The 19,551-nt window shown below is 43.2% G+C and carries 15 protein-coding genes and 1 pseudogene; 2 read left to right on the top strand and 14 right to left on the bottom strand.

Annotated features, from left to right (window positions below; genetic code table 11):
• The first annotated feature begins 162 nt into the window (after window positions 1-162).
• Window positions 163-1,419, top strand: a complete 1,257-nt coding sequence (gene tyrS, locus AB4X21_RS01085; RefSeq protein WP_369088021.1) for a tyrosine--tRNA ligase — start codon at window positions 163-165, stop codon at window positions 1,417-1,419.
• Window positions 1,420-1,481: 62 nt separating this feature from the next.
• Here tyrS and AB4X21_RS01080 read toward each other — a convergent pair whose 3' ends face one another.
• From AB4X21_RS01080 to AB4X21_RS01065, 4 genes are read right to left on the bottom strand one after another with little or no spacing between them, the layout of a single operon-like run.
• The gene (locus tag AB4X21_RS01080) at window positions 1,482-1,895 is read right to left on the bottom strand and encodes a DUF3021 domain-containing protein (protein ID WP_369088020.1); all 414 of its coding nucleotides are present in this window, start codon (window positions 1,893-1,895) and stop codon (window positions 1,482-1,484) included.
• Between the two features lie 9 nt (window positions 1,896-1,904).
• A complete protein-coding gene (locus tag AB4X21_RS01075; RefSeq protein WP_369088019.1) occupies window positions 1,905-2,360 on the bottom strand; it encodes a LytTR family DNA-binding domain-containing protein in 456 nt (151 codons plus the stop codon).
• Between the two features lie 18 nt (window positions 2,361-2,378).
• A complete protein-coding gene (locus AB4X21_RS01070; protein WP_369088018.1) occupies window positions 2,379-3,221 on the bottom strand; it encodes an ABC transporter permease in 843 nt (280 codons plus the stop codon).
• Window positions 3,221-4,087, bottom strand: coding sequence for an ATP-binding cassette domain-containing protein (locus AB4X21_RS01065; protein ID WP_369088017.1), 867 nt, complete (start codon window positions 4,085-4,087; stop codon window positions 3,221-3,223). The genes AB4X21_RS01070 and AB4X21_RS01065 overlap by 1 nt, the downstream gene beginning before the upstream one ends.
• 235 nt (window positions 4,088-4,322) lie before the next feature.
• On the opposite strand from AB4X21_RS01065, the gene AB4X21_RS01060 reads away from it, so the two are divergent.
• The gene (locus AB4X21_RS01060) at window positions 4,323-5,177 is read left to right on the top strand and encodes a methyltransferase domain-containing protein (RefSeq protein ID WP_369088016.1); all 855 of its coding nucleotides are present in this window, start codon (window positions 4,323-4,325) and stop codon (window positions 5,175-5,177) included.
• 40 nt (window positions 5,178-5,217) lie between these two features.
• On the opposite strand, the pseudogene AB4X21_RS01055 reads toward AB4X21_RS01060, so the two are convergent.
• The 10 genes and pseudogenes from AB4X21_RS01055 to AB4X21_RS01010 all read right to left on the bottom strand — a co-directional run bounded on the left by AB4X21_RS01055 (window position 5,218) and on the right by AB4X21_RS01010 (window position 19,460).
• Window positions 5,218-6,522 (bottom strand): annotated as a pseudogene (locus AB4X21_RS01055) (response regulator).
• A gap of 10 nt (window positions 6,523-6,532) precedes the next feature.
• On the bottom strand, window positions 6,533-8,179 hold the full coding sequence (locus AB4X21_RS01050) for a sensor histidine kinase (protein ID WP_369088015.1): 1,647 nt from the start codon (window positions 8,177-8,179) through the stop codon (window positions 6,533-6,535).
• A gap of 2 nt (window positions 8,180-8,181) precedes the next feature.
• On the bottom strand, window positions 8,182-8,793 hold the full coding sequence (locus AB4X21_RS01045; protein ID WP_369088353.1) for a YesL family protein: 612 nt from the start codon (window positions 8,791-8,793) through the stop codon (window positions 8,182-8,184).
• A gap of 169 nt (window positions 8,794-8,962) precedes the next feature.
• A complete protein-coding gene (locus AB4X21_RS01040; RefSeq protein ID WP_155127095.1) occupies window positions 8,963-10,444 on the bottom strand; it encodes an ABC transporter substrate-binding protein in 1,482 nt (493 codons plus the stop codon).
• Between the two features lie 79 nt (window positions 10,445-10,523).
• Window positions 10,524-11,456, bottom strand: a complete 933-nt coding sequence (locus AB4X21_RS01035; RefSeq protein ID WP_003004100.1) for a carbohydrate ABC transporter permease — start codon at window positions 11,454-11,456, stop codon at window positions 10,524-10,526.
• Between the two features lie 13 nt (window positions 11,457-11,469).
• A complete protein-coding gene (locus AB4X21_RS01030; RefSeq protein ID WP_369088014.1) occupies window positions 11,470-12,399 on the bottom strand; it encodes an ABC transporter permease in 930 nt (309 codons plus the stop codon).
• 224 nt (window positions 12,400-12,623) lie between these two features.
• The gene (locus tag AB4X21_RS01025; protein ID WP_369088013.1) at window positions 12,624-14,504 is read right to left on the bottom strand and encodes a beta-N-acetylhexosaminidase; all 1,881 of its coding nucleotides are present in this window, start codon (window positions 14,502-14,504) and stop codon (window positions 12,624-12,626) included.
• Window positions 14,498-15,367, bottom strand: a complete 870-nt coding sequence (locus AB4X21_RS01020; protein ID WP_155172850.1) for an ROK family protein — start codon at window positions 15,365-15,367, stop codon at window positions 14,498-14,500. The genes AB4X21_RS01025 and AB4X21_RS01020 overlap by 7 nt, the downstream gene beginning before the upstream one ends.
• A 90-nt stretch (window positions 15,368-15,457) precedes the next feature.
• Complete coding sequence (locus tag AB4X21_RS01015; RefSeq protein WP_369088012.1) at window positions 15,458-18,103, bottom strand: alpha-mannosidase; 2,646 nt, start codon at window positions 18,101-18,103, stop codon at window positions 15,458-15,460.
• Between the two features lie 76 nt (window positions 18,104-18,179).
• The gene (locus AB4X21_RS01010) at window positions 18,180-19,460 is read right to left on the bottom strand and encodes a glycoside hydrolase family 125 protein (RefSeq protein WP_155172845.1); all 1,281 of its coding nucleotides are present in this window, start codon (window positions 19,458-19,460) and stop codon (window positions 18,180-18,182) included.
• Window positions 19,461-19,551: the final 91 nt, after the last annotated feature.

Genomic DNA, 19,551 nt, shown 5'->3' with positions numbered 1-19,551 from the left:
CTATATTATAGCAGATTAGGCACTTTATTTTCAATTACAATATCATAAAAATTGTCACTCATTCTTCTTGGGTAAGGACAAGAAAATGATGGAAAGCATTGCCATTTCCGTGGTTTATGGTAGAATAGAGAAATGAATAATCTTATAAAGGAGAAAAGACATATGCACATTTTTGATGAGCTAAAAGAGCGTGGTTTGGTATTTCAAACGACGGATGAAGAAGCCTTACGCAAAGCACTGGAAGAAGGTCAGGTTTCTTATTATACTGGTTATGATCCAACTGCTGACAGCCTTCATCTTGGTCACTTGGTTGCCATCTTGACGAGTCGTCGTCTTCAACTAGCAGGCCACAAACCTTATGCGCTCGTTGGCGGTGCGACTGGTCTCATTGGTGATCCGTCCTTCAAAGATGCTGAACGTAGTCTCCAAACAAAAGAAACTGTACAAGAATGGGTTCGCTCCATTCAAGGGCAATTGTCTCGTTTCCTCGATTTTGAAAATGGTGACAATAAAGCCGAAATGGTCAACAACTACGATTGGTTCGGAAGCATTAGCTTTATTGACTTTCTTCGTGATGTCGGAAAATACTTTACGGTCAATGCTATGATGAGTAAAGAATCTGTTAAAAAACGGATTGAGACAGGGATTTCTTACACAGAGTTTGCCTACCAAATTATGCAAGGCTATGACTTCTACGTCCTCAACCAAGAACACAATGTAACCCTTCAAATCGGTGGATCTGACCAATGGGGAAACATGACAGCCGGTACTGAGTTAATGCGTCGTAAAGCAGATAAAACCGGTCATGTTATGACTGTGCCTTTGATCACAGATGCAACTGGTAAGAAATTTGGTAAATCAGAAGGCAATGCGGTTTGGCTCAATGCAGACAAAACATCTCCATACGAAATGTACCAATTCTGGATGAATGTGATGGATGCAGATGCTGTGCGCTTCTTGAAGATCTTCACATTCTTGTCACTTGATGAGATTGAAGAGATCCGTAAACAGTTTGAAGCTGCTCCTCATGAACGCTTGGCTCAAAAGATCTTGGCGCGTGAAGTGGTCACCCTTGTCCACGGTGAAGAAGCCTACAAGGAAGCCCTCAACATCACAGAACAACTCTTTGCAGGAAACATCAAAAACCTTTCTGTCAAAGAACTCAAACAAGGCCTTCGTGGTGTGCCAAACTACCAGGTCCAAGCAGAAGACAACCTCAACATTGTTGAACTCTTGGTCACAGCTGGGGTGGTAAATTCTAAACGCCAAGCCCGCGAAGATGTTCAAAACGGAGCTATCTACGTCAACGGCGAACGCATCCAAGACCTTGACTATGTCTTAAGCGATAGCTATAAATTAGAAAATGAATTGACCGTTATCCGTCGCGGTAAGAAAAAATACTTTGTTTTGACATATTAAGAAAGTAAAACCACGAAGTTTGGTATGAACTTCGTGGTTTTCTTATACACTTTTTTCTGGGACTATTTCCCTTTTCTGCGATGCAACAACGCTTGGTTGATTCGTTGAGTTTTTTTATGGAGTTGCCAAATCTGGTAAAGCCAGATCAGGCCGTAAATGGCTAGAAAGATCAACCAAGGAATCGGGCTCCGTAAGGCTGTCCCCCAGCCAAAAAACAAGTAGGTTAATGCTAAGATGGCAGCTGTCACAACTAAATGCAGGACCACACGCAAACTATAGGTCAAAAACTCTTCTTCCTCAAGAATGAACGTCAAGACCCCCATTGTCCCACTCATCAAAAAGATCGCCAGGATGTTGCGGACATTTACAGCGGGATAGACGATGTTGGGATAGACATGGGATAATAACACCAAACATAAATAAAAGAAGGAACCTGTCCTCATACCAGATACAAAATAAGCTATAAATCGTTTCATCACTTTCTCCTATACCCCTAAAAAATCCATCAAGGATTTGACATATTTCCGACTGACACTTGATTTCACTCCGCGTGTCAGTTTAGCCATCATATTGCCTGAAAAACTATCCGATAGCGATTCCAAATGGTCGATATTCATCACCGCGTGGCGGGATATCTGTAAAAAATTACGACGATTAATCCGATGTTGAAAATTTGTCAAAGTATCTCTGACGGTAAACGTTTTGTCTGTCGTATAAATGGTTAGCTGATTCTTATCAATCTCGGCTAGAATAATGTCATCAATTTTCACCATGATCAAATGATCATCTGTTTTGATAGGGATCACTACTTGATTCACTGTCGAAAATTGTTCGAGATAGTCCATCACCTCTCGTGCTTGATCGGATAATTGCTTGGCTTGAATGACCACACAGGGGTCGTTTTCTGGGATATCCTGTTTTTTCTCAAAACGAATCTTCATTCCTACTCCAATTCTCACTTACTTTCTTTTATTCGATCTTTTTGCTAAGGAAACCCAAATCCCCAAAGCTAGAAGAATACCACCTAACACTATAAGGTATGTTTGTTCCTTTGTCAATAACGCTTGCCATTTGAGCTGAACGCCCATTTTTTCTTGAAATTCTCGAAGAAGATCATCTCGCCCCTTAAAGGTTTCGCTAACTGCTTCTTTCATGAGTACTTGTCGATAAAGTGCAGCAATATAAGTTGCTGGAGTACATTTCATTAGTAGTTGTGCAAAATCAGGTAGAACACCTAAAGGTACATAAGTCCCTACCAAAAAACCAGAAGCTGTACCCACTATGGTCGCAAACTTCCCCAAACTGTCTACAGATTGGAAAAAATAAACAAAAATGGCATTCACTAAACTAGAAAGCAGGCTACTAAGCAGCATGATGAGGAGTACCTCAGGTAATAGAGAAAGGGTTGGAACTTCTCTAAAATAGCCACACATCAGCACATACATAAGGGCCTGCATGAAAAAAGAGATGATGATTGCGCTCGTTAGATACGAAAATGGTAACCGCCACTTTCCTTGATCCGATAAATAAAGATCCTGATCTACTTGATGTTCACGATCCTTTACTAACTGAGTCAGGGCAGCCAGACTTGTCGTAATCCCTGTCACAGCCAGCGTCCCACTCATTAACCAATTATTTAACACAGGACCACTATTGGGGAGCTGAGCCCAAGCATCTGTTAGATTTTTTTGAAGAAAAATAATATAGAGAACAAAGGAAATCAAGGCTCCCAACAGGGAGAAGAAAACTCCTGAACGATTCCTAAAATACAATAAAAAATTTCGCTTTAGTAAGGCTAGCATTAGCGGACCTCCCTTCCTGTAAGTGCAATAAAGGCATCATCCATGGTCCCTGGACGAAACTCAAAATGGGCTAGATTGTCTCTAACTTGCGCCAGGTAATCAATGGCTTCCCTTTCACTCTTGGGTTGAAAAATATACTCCAATTGACTTTGTTGCTCTACTGACATTCCCGAAGATTTGAGACTTTCTATCTGCTGTCTCTCCTTGAAACGGATCTTCAAGATATTTTTTGCATACTGGCTCTTAATATCTAGTGCTGATCCCTGAGCAATCACTTCCCCATGGTCTACAATATAAATTTGATCAGCTTCATCTGCCTCGTCAAGATAATGCGTGGTCAAAACAACAGTCATTCCCTCTTCTTTCTGCAATTGATAGAGCAAATCCCAAATAGACTTCCGGGTTTGGATATCCAAACCTGTCGTTGGTTCGTCTAAGAAAAGAATATCTGGTTGTGAGAGCAGAGCACGCGCAATGTCAACCCGACGCTTTTGGCCACCTGAAAGAGTCCCATATTTCTGCTTTTGGAAAGCTGATAGGCCTAGCCGATCAATAAGATCAGACACACGATTTGGTTTTAGATCTTTGTACTGTCTGGCACGAATGGTCAGATTTTCCCTAACCGTTAGCATCTCATCTAAGACACTAGTCTGGAAGACCACACCAATTTTAGTACCTGGTTCATAGATGATTTCACCTTGCGTTGGTTGTTTCAAACCAATCAACATGGAAATCGTTGTTGATTTCCCCGCCCCATTTGGTCCTAGAATCGCATTAAAGGTTCCCTTTTCAAACTGTAAATGAATATTGTTTACGGCTAAATGATTTCCATATCGTTTACTGATGTTTTTAGCTTGTAATATCATGTTCTCTCTCCTTTTGATAGAACCAGTCTAACAAAAAAGCCATTTAAAAAACGGCTTTTGGGGATAAGTGGTCAAAATGAAGAGATGAGTGGCGAGATAGAAGAGATTAAAATGAGGAAATTAAATAAAGAGACTCAAGTTCCATTCAATACCGCGTAGATTCGTTAAAAAAGTGTGACTTAGTCCCATTAAAACATCGGTTGCTATCTAGAGGCTCTTTTGTTACACTACTAATATGAATACACCGATCAAACCAAAATTACAACGATTTCAAACAGCCACTGCTTTTGCCTGTCCCATCTGTCAACTGGACCTAGAACTTGTGGGGACCAGTTTTAAATGTCCCAAGTGCCATTCTTTTGATTTGGCGAAATTTGGTTATGTCAACCTGGCTCCCCAGATCAAGCAATCGAAGGACTATGACAAAGAAAATTTCCAGAATCGCCAGCTAATCTTGGAAGCAGGTTTTTATGAGCCGATTCTAACAGCGATCGGACAAAAAATCCCGACCAGTGATGCCAGAATTCTAGATATCGGTTGCGGAGAAGGCTATTACTCCCGAAAACTACAAGAAGCCTATCCCAAGGCTACTTTCTATGCCTTTGATCTTTCCAAGGAATCTGTGCAACTAGCTGCCAAGAGTGACGCTAGCTGGAAGGTCAATTGGTTTGTAGGAGACTTGGCTCATTTACCCATTCAATCCAAGAGTATGGAGGTCATTTTGGACATCTTCTCCCCGGCTAATTACGCTGAATTTGAGCGTGTCTTAAAGGCTGAAGGGGTGATTATTAAGGTCGTCCCAACCTCTTCTCATCTGAAAGAAATTCGTCAGTTGGTCCAAGATCAATTGACCAAGCAATCCTACTCCAACCAGGAAATTTTGGAGCACTTTGAAGACCACTGCCAGATTCTCTCATCCGAAACGGTCAGCCTCACCAAGAGTTTAACTCCTGAAGAACGCCAAGCGCTCCTCGCTATGACCCCTCTTCTATTTCACGTAGATCAAGAGAAAATCGACTGGAACCAACTCACAGAAATCACCATTGAAGCGGAGCTGCTGGTTGGAAAAATCAAGATACAAAGAACGTAAAATGAAAAGTAAAAAGGCTGAGACAAATCGTCTCAGCCTTTTACTCATCTTCTGCATGCTCTGTCATGACTTGTAAGCGATAGGTTTTAGGCGATTTTCCACAGAGTTTACGGAAAACCTTGTAGAAATAGCCCACATTGCTGTAACCGACTTTATAGCAGATATCTTCAATACTGTCATTGGTCGATAAGAGGAGCTACTGGGCAGCCTTAATCCGCTGTTTGTTGAGGAGTTCTGCGAACGTTGCATTGGTTTCTCGTTTAATCAATTGGCCTAAATAGACTGGATTGATAAAGAGAGCCTGACTGATGTCCTTGAGCGACAGCTCTTTTTGGTAATCACGACTAATCACTTGGAGGACACTCGCTACATTTTCGTTCATCCGATAGTGGGATAAGAAACGAGACAACTCTTCCTGGATGAAGCTAATCATCTCGCTAAAGGTAGCAGCTTCTTGGACTTTCTTGACCACATCGGCCAAATCATCTCCTTGCAGGTATTCAAACAAATGAAAGACATCCATCAAAAATTGGATAAAGAGCTGCTTGGTTAACGAAACCTTGGGTGTCTTCTCAAGAATCATTTTTTCCAACCAATCCAGTTCTTCTAAGATCTGTTGGATATTTCCTTGCATGATCACCCGGTAGGCCGGTTCGTAGTAATGGAAGACCTCTCCATCTTGATTGAGAGGGGTCGCCCCATAAAAGAGACTCCGCTCCACTAGGTCTTTAAATTGGCGAAAGTGCTCCTTATAAGGAGGCTCAAAGGCCTTCTCAATCATGGCTTCTTCTTCTTGATCTGAGATAAAGAGTTGAAGATTTTGCCCGAGAACTTGGTAAGACGAGCTGATAAAGCCTTTTTTCTCCTTAGAAACCCCAATCCACAGTGAGTTTCGTCCTGCGATATACCGACAAAACTCTTCCTCAGAGATGTCATCGTGAATCAAGCGGTTGGCCAACTCTTGGCTTGGTTGCTGGATTTGGTGCTGAATTTTTTCTAGGATATTACCCATCTCCACCTTATTGACAGGTTTGAGCAGGTAGTCTGCCACGCGCAAATTGAGGGCTGTTTTGACATATTCAAAATCCTGATAGCCTGACATAATGATAAAAGCAGCATCTGGAATCAAATCCTTCATCTCTGCAATCATCTGAAGTCCAGTCTTTCCAGGCATATTGACATCCGTGATCACTACATCCACCGGATGCTCTCGCACATAATCAAGGGCCTGGTCTGCATCTTCTGCAGTTGCGACCACTTCCATATTCCAGTGGTCAAAGGGGATTAATTTTTTTAACCCTTCTGTAATCATATACTCATCGTCTACTAATAAGACTTTGTACATTCTGTCTCCTTTATTCATCTTGAATGGTAATAGTATAGGTCACTCCATGGTGAGGTTGGGAGAAGACTTGGATATGGTAGCGATCTCCAAAATAGAGTAGCATGCGTTCATGGACATTGACAATTCCGATGGACTGCCGCCCACTCTTTTCTTCGATTTCTGAGCGTGGATTGCGATTGGCTAGTATCTCTTGAATTTTTTCTAGCTGTTCTTCTTCCATCCCGCGCCCATTATCACTAACCAGGATCATGACTTGCCCTTCTCCTTGCAAGACTTTGACACTGATCACATTGTCCTTGCGTTTGTGGTCCACCCCATGGGCAAAATAGTTCTCGACCAAAGGCTGGATGGTGAATTTGGGAATCTTCATCTTTTCCAAACCTGGATCGATCTTAAAGCCATAGGCAATCGATTTTGGATAACGCACCATACAGAGGTAGCTGTATTTGCGACAAAATTCGAGCTCATTTTCAACTGTCGCCACTCGCTCATCTGAGATATTATTGCGTAAGAGACTACTAAACTCATAGATAATATCGCCCAACTCTTCTTGCTCTTGCATGACGGCATACATCCGGATAAATTCCAGTGTATTGTACATGAAGTGGGGATTGATCTGAGCTTGTAGGGCCCGCATATTGGCATCCTTTTGGCTGAGCTGCAGCTGGTAGATATCCCGAATGTTCTTGTCCATATTGTCTAACATGGTATTGATCATATTACCAATGACCAAAAGTTCTTGGTCCTTCGTCGAAGTATCAATTCGACGTTCACTATCGCCTTGACTGATCTGATTCATGGTATCGACCAAGTCGAGGACTTGACGCCGGTAATTTTTGAAAATCTGCCGTAATAACAAGTACAGGATCAAGAAAATCAGGAAAGCAATGGAGAGAAAAGTGGTCAGGTTAGCTAGACCCTTCTTGACCAAATAACTTTCAGAAACGACTACATCCACCTTGTAGCCATAGATCGTGCTACGGGTTTGCCATTTAACATCTTTTGCTTGCTCCTTATCCCCTTCATGGTACATTTCTTTCCCAAAGGGCGTGAAGATCCGCACAGCAACCGGTAGATCTCCTCTAGCATTGTCAATCGCTGCCGTCAAAATTTCCTGGTCCAGAGTCATATAAGCAATCCCAACTCCAGCACCCGTAGTCGGATCTGTCAAAGGAACCGGAATGGCTGTCGCAGGAGCCTTGTAATGGTCCGCGGAAACTTGCTTACCCCCCTTCGATTGCCGGGTAGAGACAAATACTGTCTTGTAATCCGACAAGGTGACATCGATACCCTCGATGTTTTTATTGCTCAAATAGAGACTGTCAATATTCTTATGTAGGGACAATTGGATATAAGAAGGGAACTGGGCATTCAATCGCCAAGTCTCATACTCCGATGGTGACAAGGTAAAATAACGATAAACTCCTTCTAATTTTGCAGGGTTTTCAACGAGGCTACGACCTTCTTGTGTGACCCGTTGATAAGAGGTCTCAAGATCCGTCACCACTTCGGTCAAGACCCGTTGGGCGATCCGGTCAGCTTCGGCTTGCTGGTTTTTCCAAGAGATCCCCGCAACAACCAGGCCCATAATGGTCAAAATGACCACCATGACATAGGCGTAGAATTTTAAAAGCGTACTTAACCAGATTTTTTTCATCGTTAGGATACCAATTTTTCGTGGATGTTTTGATAAACAGGGTCAAAGATATCATTGACAAAGAAATGCCATACACCGATCAAGACGAAAAAGAGAAGGGCTGGCATATAGTAGCTAATGACGCCAAGTAGCGCTGTCCCAAGGATGAGCTTGAGAACCGGACGAATATCCAGCAACATTCCGATCAAACTGAGCTTGATACTATTGGCATAAGAGAGATCGAAATGAACTTGCAATTTCAAATAAACGGCGTAAGCTAGAGGCGCAACCAAGAGGAAAACCAGATTAAACAAGAGAACCAAAATTTGGAAGAAATTCAAGTGAGGAATCTGGATCATGAGGTACATGCCATAGAGAAGAACCCCTTCAATGGCAAAGAAAGTGTAAAAGACTTGATTGGCTGGGCGTAGATTTTCTTTGAAGAGTTCCCAAGCGCGTGACCAATTATAGTCCTTGTAGGTCATGCCATTTTCCGCATAGAGGCTCATAATAGTGGCACTAGCCGGTCCTACTCCTAGCAGAACACCCCCACAGATCGTCAAGACCCAAAAAATCCCTGTTACCAGCATGGCAACATAGACTCTCGTAAAAATGAACTCGATGATTTTTCCCATCATTCAGCCTCTTTTCAAATTAGTCATTCTATTATACCATAAAAATAAAACGCTTTCCCCTATTTGCATTGGTAAATTGAAATATTGATTTTCATTTACAGGACTCATTTTCATAAAGACACAAAAAGACTCTGGAGATCCCTCCAAAGCCTTTTCGCACTACCTGCTCTTATTTTTTAGAAGCAAGGAATTCGTCGTATTGTTTTTGCATTTCGTCAAGCACTTTTTGGTAAGCACCTTCTGATTTCAATTTTTCAAGCATCTTAGGAACTTCTACTTCAGGATCCACAGTACCAGTATTGATAGCACCTGCGAATTGGTTCAAAGTATTTGTAAGAGCAGTGATTTCTGATTTCACTTTGTCTGTGTTAAAGATGAAGCCAAGTGCTGGAGATTCTTTTGCAGTTTCCAAGTCTTTCTTAGATTGTGCAATTTGTTCATCTGTTACGTTTTCGTTGATGTAAAGAATCCAGTTGTTACCAGTGTTCCATCCAGACATGTGAGTGTTTCCGTTGTAGCCATCCAAGACTTTGACACGGTTTTCTTTGCCGGCAACTTTTTCCCAGTTCTTGCCTTCTGGTCCATAAACAAGGCCGTTCAAGAGTTCTGGATCAGTGTTCAAGAGGTTCAACACTTCCATGGCTTTTTCTTTGTTCTTAGAGTTGTTTGAGATAACAAAGTTAGCTACTTGAGTGGTATTGTTCTTCTTGTACAGTTCAGTAAATGGTTTGATTTCGATCTTACGGTTTGCTACACGAGTAAGCAAGCTGTTACCGTAGTCAGCTGGTCCTACTGTTTCTTCACGAACCAACCATGTATCTTGAGAAAGATCATAACCAGTGTCGCTAGTTGCTACGTCTTTTGGAATGTATCCTGCTTCGTAGTATTTGTGAAGAGTCTTCAAGTTTTCTACATAACGAGGAATGGTGTAACGGTCAACGATCTTCGTAGTGTCACCTTTCAAGTCAACAACGAATGGGAGTCCATCAACAGCCACATAGTCGAAGTCATCTGAAGGTCCACCGTAGCTCTTGTTCATTGCAAATGGAACAACGTTTGGATCTTTTTCTTTAATGGCTTTCAAGACTGGTTCAAGAGAAGCATAGTCTTTCACGTTTGAAACATCGATACCATATTTTTCAAGAAGTGGTCCGTTGAAGGCAAAGTTTTGAGAAGATGCAACGTTAGCTGCTACTGGAACAGCATAGATCTTGCCATTTACAGTGTTCCCTTTGATGTAAGCTGGGTCAAGTGCTTTGTAAAGGTCTTTCCCTTCTTTCTTGTACAATTCTGTCAAGTCAGCATAGGCACCTTTTTGAGCGTTGATGACATAGTTATTAGCAAAGGCAATATCATAGTTTTCACCAGATGAGATGATAACGTTCATTTTTTGTGCGTAGTCACCCCAACCAAGATATTGGATATCCAATTTTGCGCCAACTTTCTTTTCAATGATCTTGTTGGCATTTTTAAGAAGAACATCCAAGTTATCTGGTTTGTCACCGATTTGGTACATCTTGATGACTGGTTTCCCGTCTTCAGTTGTTGCTGACTTCTTGTTGTTCCCTGTAAGGTTTCCACAAGCAGCAAGAGTAGCTCCAAGAGCAATGACACTAGCAGATGCTAACGCGTATTTTTTCCAATTTTTCATAAGAAAAATCTCCTTTATGTTATTTTCTTTTTAGACTAAGTTATGAGTTGAAAATCTTGCTGATTTTCAATGAACGATGTTATTCTTTCACACCACCGATGGTCAAGCCTTTTACAAAGTAGCGTTGGAAGAATGGATAGAGAATGGCGATTGGCACTGTTGCCACAACCACCATGGCCATACGTCCTGTTTCCCGTGGGATGGATTGTACAGCTCCTGCCAATTGGCCGGATACCCCGACGTTTTTAGCGATGTAATCCATATTGTTTTGGATTTGCATCAAGAGGTATTGCAATGGGTAAAGGTTGTCACTCTTAATATAGAGGAGGGCGTTGAACCAGTCGTTCCAGAATCCTAAAGCAGTGAACAAACTGATGGTCGCAATCCCTGGTAGAGACAATGGCAAGCAGATTTGGAAGAAGATCCGTGTTTCACTTGCCCCATCGATCCGAGCGGATTCAAGGATGGCTTCTGGAATGGTCCGTTTAAAGAAGGTCCGCATCAAGATGATGTTAAATGGACTGAGCAACATTGGGATAATCAAAGCCCCGATGGTATCACCTAACTGCAAGAGTTGAGTGGTGACAATGTAGCTTGGAACCAACCCTGCACTAAAGAGCATACTAAGGAGTGAAAATACGGTAAAGAACTTGCGGTATTTAAAGGTACTCCGTGAGATTGCGTAAGCATAAGTTGTGGTGATAAAGACATTACATGCTGTTCCCACAATGGTCACAAACAAGGTAATGAAGAGGGCTTGCAAGATTTTGTCTTTGAATTGTACTAAGAAGAGGTAACCATCAAATCCAAATTTTGCTGGCCAGAATTGGAAGCCATGAACTGCCAAACTTTGTTCGTCTGTCAAGGAGATCATGACAACGAAGATGAAGGGAAGCACACAGGTCAAGCCGACCAAGGTCAACAACAAGGTAAAGAAGAAGTTGCTCTTCTTACTGAAAGAATGGATCCCGACATTATCAATTTTTTCTTTTTGAATGGTTGATTTTTTCATACGATCCTCCTTTCTAGAAGAGAGCGGCATTCTTATCAATGCGACGGGCAATGATATTTGAGATTAACACAAGAACCAGACCGACAACTGATTGGTAAAGACCGGCTGCTGCTGTCATCCCGATATCCCCTGACTTGGTCAAACCGTTGTAGACATAAACATCAATAACGTTGGTCACACTATAGAGCGCTCCAGCATTATGCGGGATTTGGTAGAAAAGACCGAAGTCTGCGCGGAAGATATTTCCGACTGCAAGAATGGTCAAAACCGTAATCAAGAAAGACAACTGAGGAATGGTGATGTTGCGAATGCGTTGCCACTTAGACGCACCATCCACGGTCGCTGCTTCATAGAAGGTTGGATCGATTCCCATGATGGTTGCATAGTACATGACACTGCTATAACCAAAGCCTTTCCAGATTCCTAAGAAGAGGAGAAGCGCTGGCCAGATCCACAATTCCGAATAGAAATTGATGGCTTTCATACCAAATGAAGCTAAGATGTGGTTGACCAATCCTTTGTCCACGTTAAGGAAGGCATCGGTGAAGAAGCTGATGATAACCCATGATAGGAAGTATGGGAAGAGCATGGAGGTTTGAAGCACCTTGACCACTCTTTTTGATCTCAACTCACTAAAGATGATGGCGATCCCAACGGAAACAATCAATCCTAAGAAGATGAATCCTAAGTTGTACAATACCGTGTTTCTTGTAATAATGTAGGCATCTTTGGAACTAAAGAGGAACTTGAAGTTGTCAAAGCCAACCCACTTACTCTTCATGACACTGTCGATGAAGCCTTCTCCCGTAATATGATAGTCCTTAAATGCTACGATATTCCCAAAAACCGGAATATAGAAGAATAAGATTAACCACGCTGCACCAGGTAAGACCATTAAAAGAAAAATGAAATTTTCTCTCAGAGTCCTCACAAACTTTTTCATTTAACTCCCCCCTTTGAGCCTTGAGCGTGTTTTTGCTTTGGTAGCGTTTACATTACCTATTATAAGATAGCCCTTTTATATTTTCAAACTCCAAATTATAGAAAAAATTCTACAAATTTATGACATAGCTTTAAAAAAGAGTAGAAAAGGGTGGTCGTAAACACAGCTCCTCTTCTACTCCTATCGACCGTGGCTGAGACTTCTGTCATTCAACCCGGCATTTTTTACGTTGTATAAATGGTTGAAGCAGTCGCAATGGTATGCCACTGGTTAGCCGTTGTGGCTGCGAAGTCCTGATCCCCGTAGAAATCGTTGAATGGCAAGATCTCTACTTCTAGTTCATTGATACGAGAGATTTCGCCTGCTAGGTAGTTTTCAATCCGACTTTCTGCTCGCTTGATGCGCTGCAAGAGGCCACCCATACGGATATCTACGGTATCCAAGCCAAAGACCTTGTTCTCTTTCAGCCATTGGTGGCTAAAGAGGCTATGGAAGGTTTCAATCTTGCTTCTGAGTTTTGGCAATTCTTCTCTAGCAATTTGTTGCAAGCTTTCTTTATCATCTGCGTGATAGGCCTCACGGATGCGTCGTCCTACATCCACCTTGCTACTTAAAATAGCATTCAACTGAGCCTGGGTCTCAAAGAGATAGGCGTAGATACCTGCTTTTTCTTTGATAGCAGTAAGAGTCTCAGCTGCTTGGGCAAAGTGTGGTTTGTCCTGCTCAGGAGTCATGTGCTTGTCAAGGATTGGACAGAGAACATCCTGATAAAATACGTAGCGGTTAGGATTAATCCCACTGAGATTGTCTGGTAGATCAGGTAAGAGATTGGCCAGATCCAGCTGCATAAAGTCCTCAACGGATAGACCTGTATTGGCCTTAAAGTGAGCTGACAAACGCTCTAAATCATTGCGGTAGCTGAGCTCCGCCCAGATTTGCAAGCTAGGCAGGATAGAGAATTGAGCTGTTTCACCACCATTATCCCCCCAACCTGTCACAATGACTTCTTTGATCTGATTGGCACGGCAGGCTTTATTGGCTTCGACTGCAATGAGACGGCTGAAATGGTTGTGGGGCGTAAAACCAATCCACTTCCAAGCACCACCTGCAAAGGCGATATCCTGGCTAATCTTGTGGTGGTTCCGGAAGTTTCGGTTGTATTTTTCTTCGCTATCCTGGTAATAATCCCAGTAAACCAAGGTGACACGGTCTTTGAGACGATCTAGGTAAACACGCGTTTCTTCTGGAATTTCTACCTCACGATCGTACTGACCATCTGCTGACATAAGCTTGAAGAACATATCACTCCACATCTGGCAGTGGAAACCGTATTTGTCTGCAATATCCAGCACGCGCTCCAAGTGTTGGCACATGAGAAGACTCCGATCCACAATACCATTCAAGATGAGGTAGCGTCCCAAACCAACCAAGTGGGCTTCATCCATTCCGATGTTGACCTTGCGAGTTTGTAGTTTAGATAACGTCGCAAACATACCGTCAATCAGGTCATAGACTTTTTCTTCACCGATGAGGAGAATGTCTTCTACATCACGAAGTTGCTGCACTTCCTTGACACCCCATTTGACAAAGGCTGATAAGTGAGCCAAGGTTTGGATGCATGGGACAAAAGTCATGTCAAACTGTTGGGTGTAATCTTCAATTTCCTGTAACTCTTCAGCTGAATAAGCTCCACGGAAATAACCAAAATAAGGTTGCCCTTCAATCTGATAGGTGTCTTCCATGTAGAGCTCAAAAGTTGAATAACCCATGAGAGCTAAGACCTCAATCATCTGCTTGGCAGATGCGACATTGAGCACGGCATTACGCGAACAGTCCGCCATATAGGCTAAATCTTCATAGGCAGCCTGCTCTTCAATCTCTACCTTGTCCCCTTCTGCTAAAGCTGTTGCGAGCACAGATAAGGCACGGTAGAGTTGATGAGGTTTACGGTAGGTCAATTGATACTGCCCCTTCTCCCCCTTGATAGAGATGGAAGCATGGTCAGACTGAGCGACCGCCACCTCTACATCTGGTAGAGAAAAGTGATTTTGGAGCAACTCTAAAGCTTGCACTTGTTTACTGCTGATTCCGGTAAAACTTACCATTGGTTTTCCTCCTGTAACCAGTTCACAAGGGCACCGTAGAGATTGGCATCTGCCTGATAGGTGCAAGCTTGAATCACTGGAGCAATTGTATATTCTTCATATCTGTCCACAAAGGCATCCACCGCTTTTTGAACACCTTTGATAAAATCTGGATTCTGACTGATCGAGCCACCTAGGCTAATCACATCTGGATCAATCAGGTACTGGATATTGAGCAATCCTTGAGCAAGATTACGATTCATGCGTTCAATGGCTTCCTTGCAAAGGGTATTGCCTGCTGCCGCCTCTTGGTACACCTTGCGGCCATCCCAGTCAGACTGACCAGATTTTTCAATGACGTAGCGAACCATGTTTCCTGTTGATGCTAGTTGTGACCAGTTGTTGAGCTTTTCTGCTGGTTCGATGGTTGTCATGTAGCCAAACTCACCGCCCAAACCATGACGTCCACGGTGAAGCTTGCCATTGATAATCATGGCTCCACCGATCCCTGTACCAATCACGACACAGGCTGCATTTTCAATCTCAGGATGCGCCAGCAATTCACTCAGTCCAACACAGTTGGCATCATTTTCTAAATGGACAGGGAGCTTATGATGAGCAAGCGCCTCATACCAAGAAAAACCATGGATATAAGGAATGGCACTGATCCCCTCAATCACCCCGGTTTCTTGATGAACGGCTCCTGGGACACTCATGGCAATCCCACGGTAGTCACGTTCTGACAATCGCTGGTCCAACCAAGCCAACAAATCTTCTAGAGTTTCTGGAGTTGGGGTGCTGGCCTTATCTAAAATCTTTCCATCAGGAGTGAGACTAGCAAACTTAATCCCAGTCCCTCCGATATCAATCGTTGCAATGGTCATTGCTTTTACCTGTAAAAAGGAGCGAGTCAGCAGTCGGTTCTTACTTTTTCGCTCCTCCTTTCCTTTTACTGTTTCTTCAGCTGCAACCAGCTATACTTCTTCTTTTTTAATCCATTCTGTCCGGATTTCTTGCGGTGCCAATAAACCTGTATGGACCGGATACGGTTGTTCCAGAAGATCGACAACCGTTTGTTGTCCTTCTGACACGCGCACATTTTCTTGGCTCATATTGTAATAGCGAAGGATGTAACCTTCTTCATTTTCTGCTACCTTAAAGGCTGTTGGACAAACTTGTGGCAAGTTCAGTGCTGGATGGTTGAAGAGACTACCTGTTGCTGCTACACTTCCTTCTTGTTTTTCAACTTGAAGGCTGGTCATTGGTGTCTGCAAGGCTTTAGCCCGGCGATAAGCGGAGAAGCGGCCCTGAGCTTGATGGCATTCCACTGCATATTCAACCTCAAAGTCCCGCAAACATTGTGCTTCTGGTGTTGGGAAATAGCCCCAGTCACCAAGTTCTCCAGAAGCCCGAAGAATGGTCACGGCAATGGTATCATCCCCTAAAATTTCATATTCATGTAAACCTTTATTGGCTACTGTTACCCCCTTGACATCATCATACAAGCTGACAAAGGCTTGTTGGTGTTGGGGATTTTCAGGATTTTCCCAAGAAGCAGCCGGTTTATTTGGCCGTGTTACAACTTCATAGATACTTTCAGAATCGTTGCTTGGACGTGTATTGTGAGTCTTGACCAAGAGACGGATGCGGTGATCCTTGGCTGTATTGGTAAAGCGCGTCTTGAAGCGAATTTGCGGATCATCTACAAAAATGGTCATCTCCGTTTCAAGAGGGATAGTTGTCACCTCTTCTGAGCGACTTGCCTTGCGGTTCATAAACTCGATAATGCCTCTTTGCTCCGCATCCAATTGTTCATCCGCGCTGACCGGGATGGTCAAGTCATGCTTGAGCAAGATTTTGGCATAGCGAGCATTGTTTTCCAAGACCTCATAAGCTGTTAACTCCGCATAGATCGGCTCTGTTCCTTTTGGTTGGAAGTAGATATATTCATTTCCGATATCACCACGATCTTCAAAACGAAGGAAATCCTCATAAGCCTCATTGGTCGTTTTATCATAGAGGGTCAAGCCATCATCGATACTAAGAGTTACAAATGGCGTATCGATCGCCCCATTTTGGAAAAGGCCATCATGATGAGGTGCTTTGCCTTCCAAGAGCTGGAAGGTGGTCCAAGAAAGAGGCGCTAGGTGAACCGGAACCGTCACGCGCACTTGACGCGCGATATAAGGTTGACGGAATTTATCCTTAGGCAGGGTATAGCCAAAGCTTGCCCCCAAGTCTTCAATCTCTGCTTCTACAAGATGCCCATCTAAATCTTCTACGTGGTAGTCTGGCAAGGTCAAAGCGGCCATTTTCTTGAAGCCCTCTGTCGGATGCAATTCCTTAAATGGACAAACCGCTACGTCGACAATCGTGCTGACAGTGTCCACCTTGCTATGCAAGCCAGTGTTGATGACTGTAAAGAGGTGCTCACTCTGGGCTTTTTGAGTTGCTAGTTTACCCTTCCATTCGTTCAGAAGGTTGGTCTTGACAAAGTTTCCAACTTGGTTAACCTTGGCAAAACGGACTTCCATTTCACGGTGAACATCATCTACGCTACATCCACAAATACTATCGTGTGGCGCATTTTGTAAGAGTGTCTTCCAGGCATAGGTCAATTGATCCTTGTGGTTGTGCCCACCAGTAATGATGGTCAAAGGTTCCACCACTTGCTCTAGCAAGTTGCTGTTTTCTTGAAAGGCTTGCTTGAGATAAATCCGAGAGGAAGACGTATTTGCCAGTGTGTACCAACCATCGGTTTCCTGACTGGTCAATTCTCCCGTAACCGTAGATAATTGCTCAGGAAGCGCACTTTCCACTGCTTGCACATATTCATCAAAAGAGCTATGAATAAAGGTCACGTCAGGGAAGAGTTCATTGGCCACGCGAATAGCCTCACTCAAGTTCCGTTGAACTGGTTGATGGTCACAACCGTTCATCATCAACCATTGGTTGGTTGAGGCATAATCACGAACGTCTGCTAATTTTTGTTTCCAGAAAGCCAAGGCTTCATCTTTATCCACTGGAATTTCATTCCCATTACTGTACCAGTTGGCAAAAAGAATACCGAGTACGCGACTACCATCCGCCCCTTGCCAGTACATTTCAGAAAATTGAGAGGTAAACTGCTCATCTTCGAGGACTTGGTTGTCAAATCCGATTGGTTTGACTCCACGACCAAAGGCTGCTACGTGGATACCTGATTTTTGAAGAATTTGAGGTGCTTGCCCCATATTTCCAAAGGTATCTGGGAAGTAACCAATCTGAGTGGATTTGCCCCATTTAGCGCATTCAGCCTGTCCAATCAAGGTATTGCGGACGTTGGCTTCACTGGAGATCAGGTAATCATCCTGCAAGATATAGAAAGGACCAATCTTGAGCTTGCCCTCGTCGATATAACGTTGCACCTTGTCGCGGTTTTCAGGGCGAATTTCTAAATAGTCGTCAAGGACAATGGTTTGTCCATCTAAGTGGAAACTTTTGAACTCCGGATCATTTTCAAAAAGATCAAACAGATTGTCAAACAGTTCCACCAATTGCATGCGGTGGCTTTCAAAAGGTAGATACCACTCACGATCCCAGTGGCTATGAGAGATGATATGTACAACAACATTTTCCATGAGTAAAACCTCATTCTAACTTAAATTTAAAGATCTATTTGTGATTCTTGACAAGAATCTGTCGAGCAGCAGCTCATTAGCGAATATCCAAGTAATCCAAGACCAACTCGCAGAACATCATGTTGGCCCACGAGAACCATTCACGCGAGTATTTGGTTGGATCATCTACATGGAAACTTTCGTGCATGACACCCGTGCCTCCATCGCAGGCAACCAACTGGTCCAGCAAATGTTTTTTCTCAGCTTTATCATTTGTTGTCAATCCTTGAATAGATAAAGCAATCGGCCAGATATAGCGATAAAAGGTATGAGAACTCCCGAGTCCACTTGCGTACTTCCCTTCATAGAAGTAAGGATTTTCAGGGCTCAAAATCGTCCGACGAGTGGCTTGGTAGACCTCATCGTCGATCGCACAGTAGCCAAGATAGGGAGCCGCCAACAAGCTTGGGACGTTAGGGTCATCCATGATACTAGCATTTCCTAGACCGTCTACCTCAAAGGCATAGATTTTCTCGCCCTTGCTGTTAGTAGTGTAGGCGTAGTTTTCGATCCCTTCTTGAATCTCCGCTTGGAGGCGTTTGGCATCTGCAATGATACTCTCACTATCAGCTGGATTCAATGCTGCAAAGATTTCTTGGACATAACCCAAAACAACTACTGCAAACATATTTGACGGAATCAAGTAGCTATACTGACAGCAGTCATCGCTTGGACGGAAAGCTGACCAGGTCATCCCTGTCACAGCGAAATCTGGCCCAAAACCGTCATTCACCAGCGTGTCTTCCTTACGATCTGTATCCCGAACAAAGCGATAAGGGGAATTCTTGTGGTCTTGTTCTACTGTCCAAAGATGAAGGATTTCCTTGGTCGCTGTAACAAAAGTCTCATCAAATTGGCTAGTCTCACCAGTTTCCTTCCAAAGAAGATAAGCCAGTTGCAAGGGATAGCAAAGCGAATCCACTTCATACTTGCGCTCCCAAATCCAGCCATTCAAATCGGTATGGTCGGTCTCGTGATGGCCCTTCCAGTTTTCTTCAATGTTGAAGGAGTTTGCATAGGGATCCTTTAGAATCAAGGTCATCTGACGCTTGACCAAACCAGCAATGGTTTGACGTAAACGAGGATCTCGTTTAGCCACATGAAGATAAGGTCTCAATTGAGCCGTTGAGTCACGCAACCACATAGCTGGAATGTCCCCTGTTAACACAAAGGTTGAACCGTCTTCTAAAATTTCAACTGTATTGTCCAAAGTGTCTGTATAACAACGTTCAAAGACATCCACCCACTCAGGGTACTCCTTAGCTCGCTCAGCCACTTGATCCAACCATTCTCGCACAATTTCTTTTGAATAAGTCATTTATTTTCCTCACACGTATCGATTCTTTCCTATTCAGTATAAAAGATTTCAAAGGGGAAATACATACGCAAACTATAGCCCTTTTTCTACA

This window comes from Streptococcus sp. CP1998, assembly GCF_041026655.1.
Lineage (GTDB): Bacteria > Bacillota > Bacilli > Lactobacillales > Streptococcaceae > Streptococcus > Streptococcus dentalis.
This window is presented reverse-complemented; position numbering and strand designations above follow the sequence as displayed.

Bases quoted from the DNA above. Each gene is read 5' to 3' on its own strand.
- tyrS (WP_369088021.1), top strand. From the start codon at position 163: ATGCACATTTTTGATGAGCTAAAAGAGCGTGGTTTGGTATTTCAAACG.
- AB4X21_RS01080 (WP_369088020.1), bottom strand. From the start codon at position 1,895: ATGAAACGATTTATAGCTTATTTTGTATCTGGTATGAGGACAGGTTCC.
- AB4X21_RS01075 (WP_369088019.1), bottom strand. From the start codon at position 2,360: ATGAAGATTCGTTTTGAGAAAAAACAGGATATCCCAGAAAACGACCCC.
- AB4X21_RS01070 (WP_369088018.1), bottom strand. From the start codon at position 3,221: ATGCTAGCCTTACTAAAGCGAAATTTTTTATTGTATTTTAGGAATCGT.
- AB4X21_RS01065 (WP_369088017.1), bottom strand. From the start codon at position 4,087: ATGATATTACAAGCTAAAAACATCAGTAAACGATATGGAAATCATTTA.
- AB4X21_RS01060 (WP_369088016.1), top strand. From the start codon at position 4,323: ATGAATACACCGATCAAACCAAAATTACAACGATTTCAAACAGCCACT.
- AB4X21_RS01050 (WP_369088015.1), bottom strand. From the start codon at position 8,179: ATGAAAAAAATCTGGTTAAGTACGCTTTTAAAATTCTACGCCTATGTC.
- AB4X21_RS01045 (WP_369088353.1), bottom strand. From the start codon at position 8,793: ATGGGAAAAATCATCGAGTTCATTTTTACGAGAGTCTATGTTGCCATG.
- AB4X21_RS01040 (WP_155127095.1), bottom strand. From the start codon at position 10,444: ATGAAAAATTGGAAAAAATACGCGTTAGCATCTGCTAGTGTCATTGCT.
- AB4X21_RS01035 (WP_003004100.1), bottom strand. From the start codon at position 11,456: ATGAAAAAATCAACCATTCAAAAAGAAAAAATTGATAATGTCGGGATC.
- AB4X21_RS01030 (WP_369088014.1), bottom strand. From the start codon at position 12,399: ATGAAAAAGTTTGTGAGGACTCTGAGAGAAAATTTCATTTTTCTTTTA.
- AB4X21_RS01025 (WP_369088013.1), bottom strand. From the start codon at position 14,504: ATGGTAAGTTTTACCGGAATCAGCAGTAAACAAGTGCAAGCTTTAGAG.
- AB4X21_RS01020 (WP_155172850.1), bottom strand. From the start codon at position 15,367: ATGACCATTGCAACGATTGATATCGGAGGGACTGGGATTAAGTTTGCT.
- AB4X21_RS01015 (WP_369088012.1), bottom strand. From the start codon at position 18,103: ATGGAAAATGTTGTTGTACATATCATCTCTCATAGCCACTGGGATCGT.
- AB4X21_RS01010 (WP_155172845.1), bottom strand. From the start codon at position 19,460: ATGACTTATTCAAAAGAAATTGTGCGAGAATGGTTGGATCAAGTGGCT.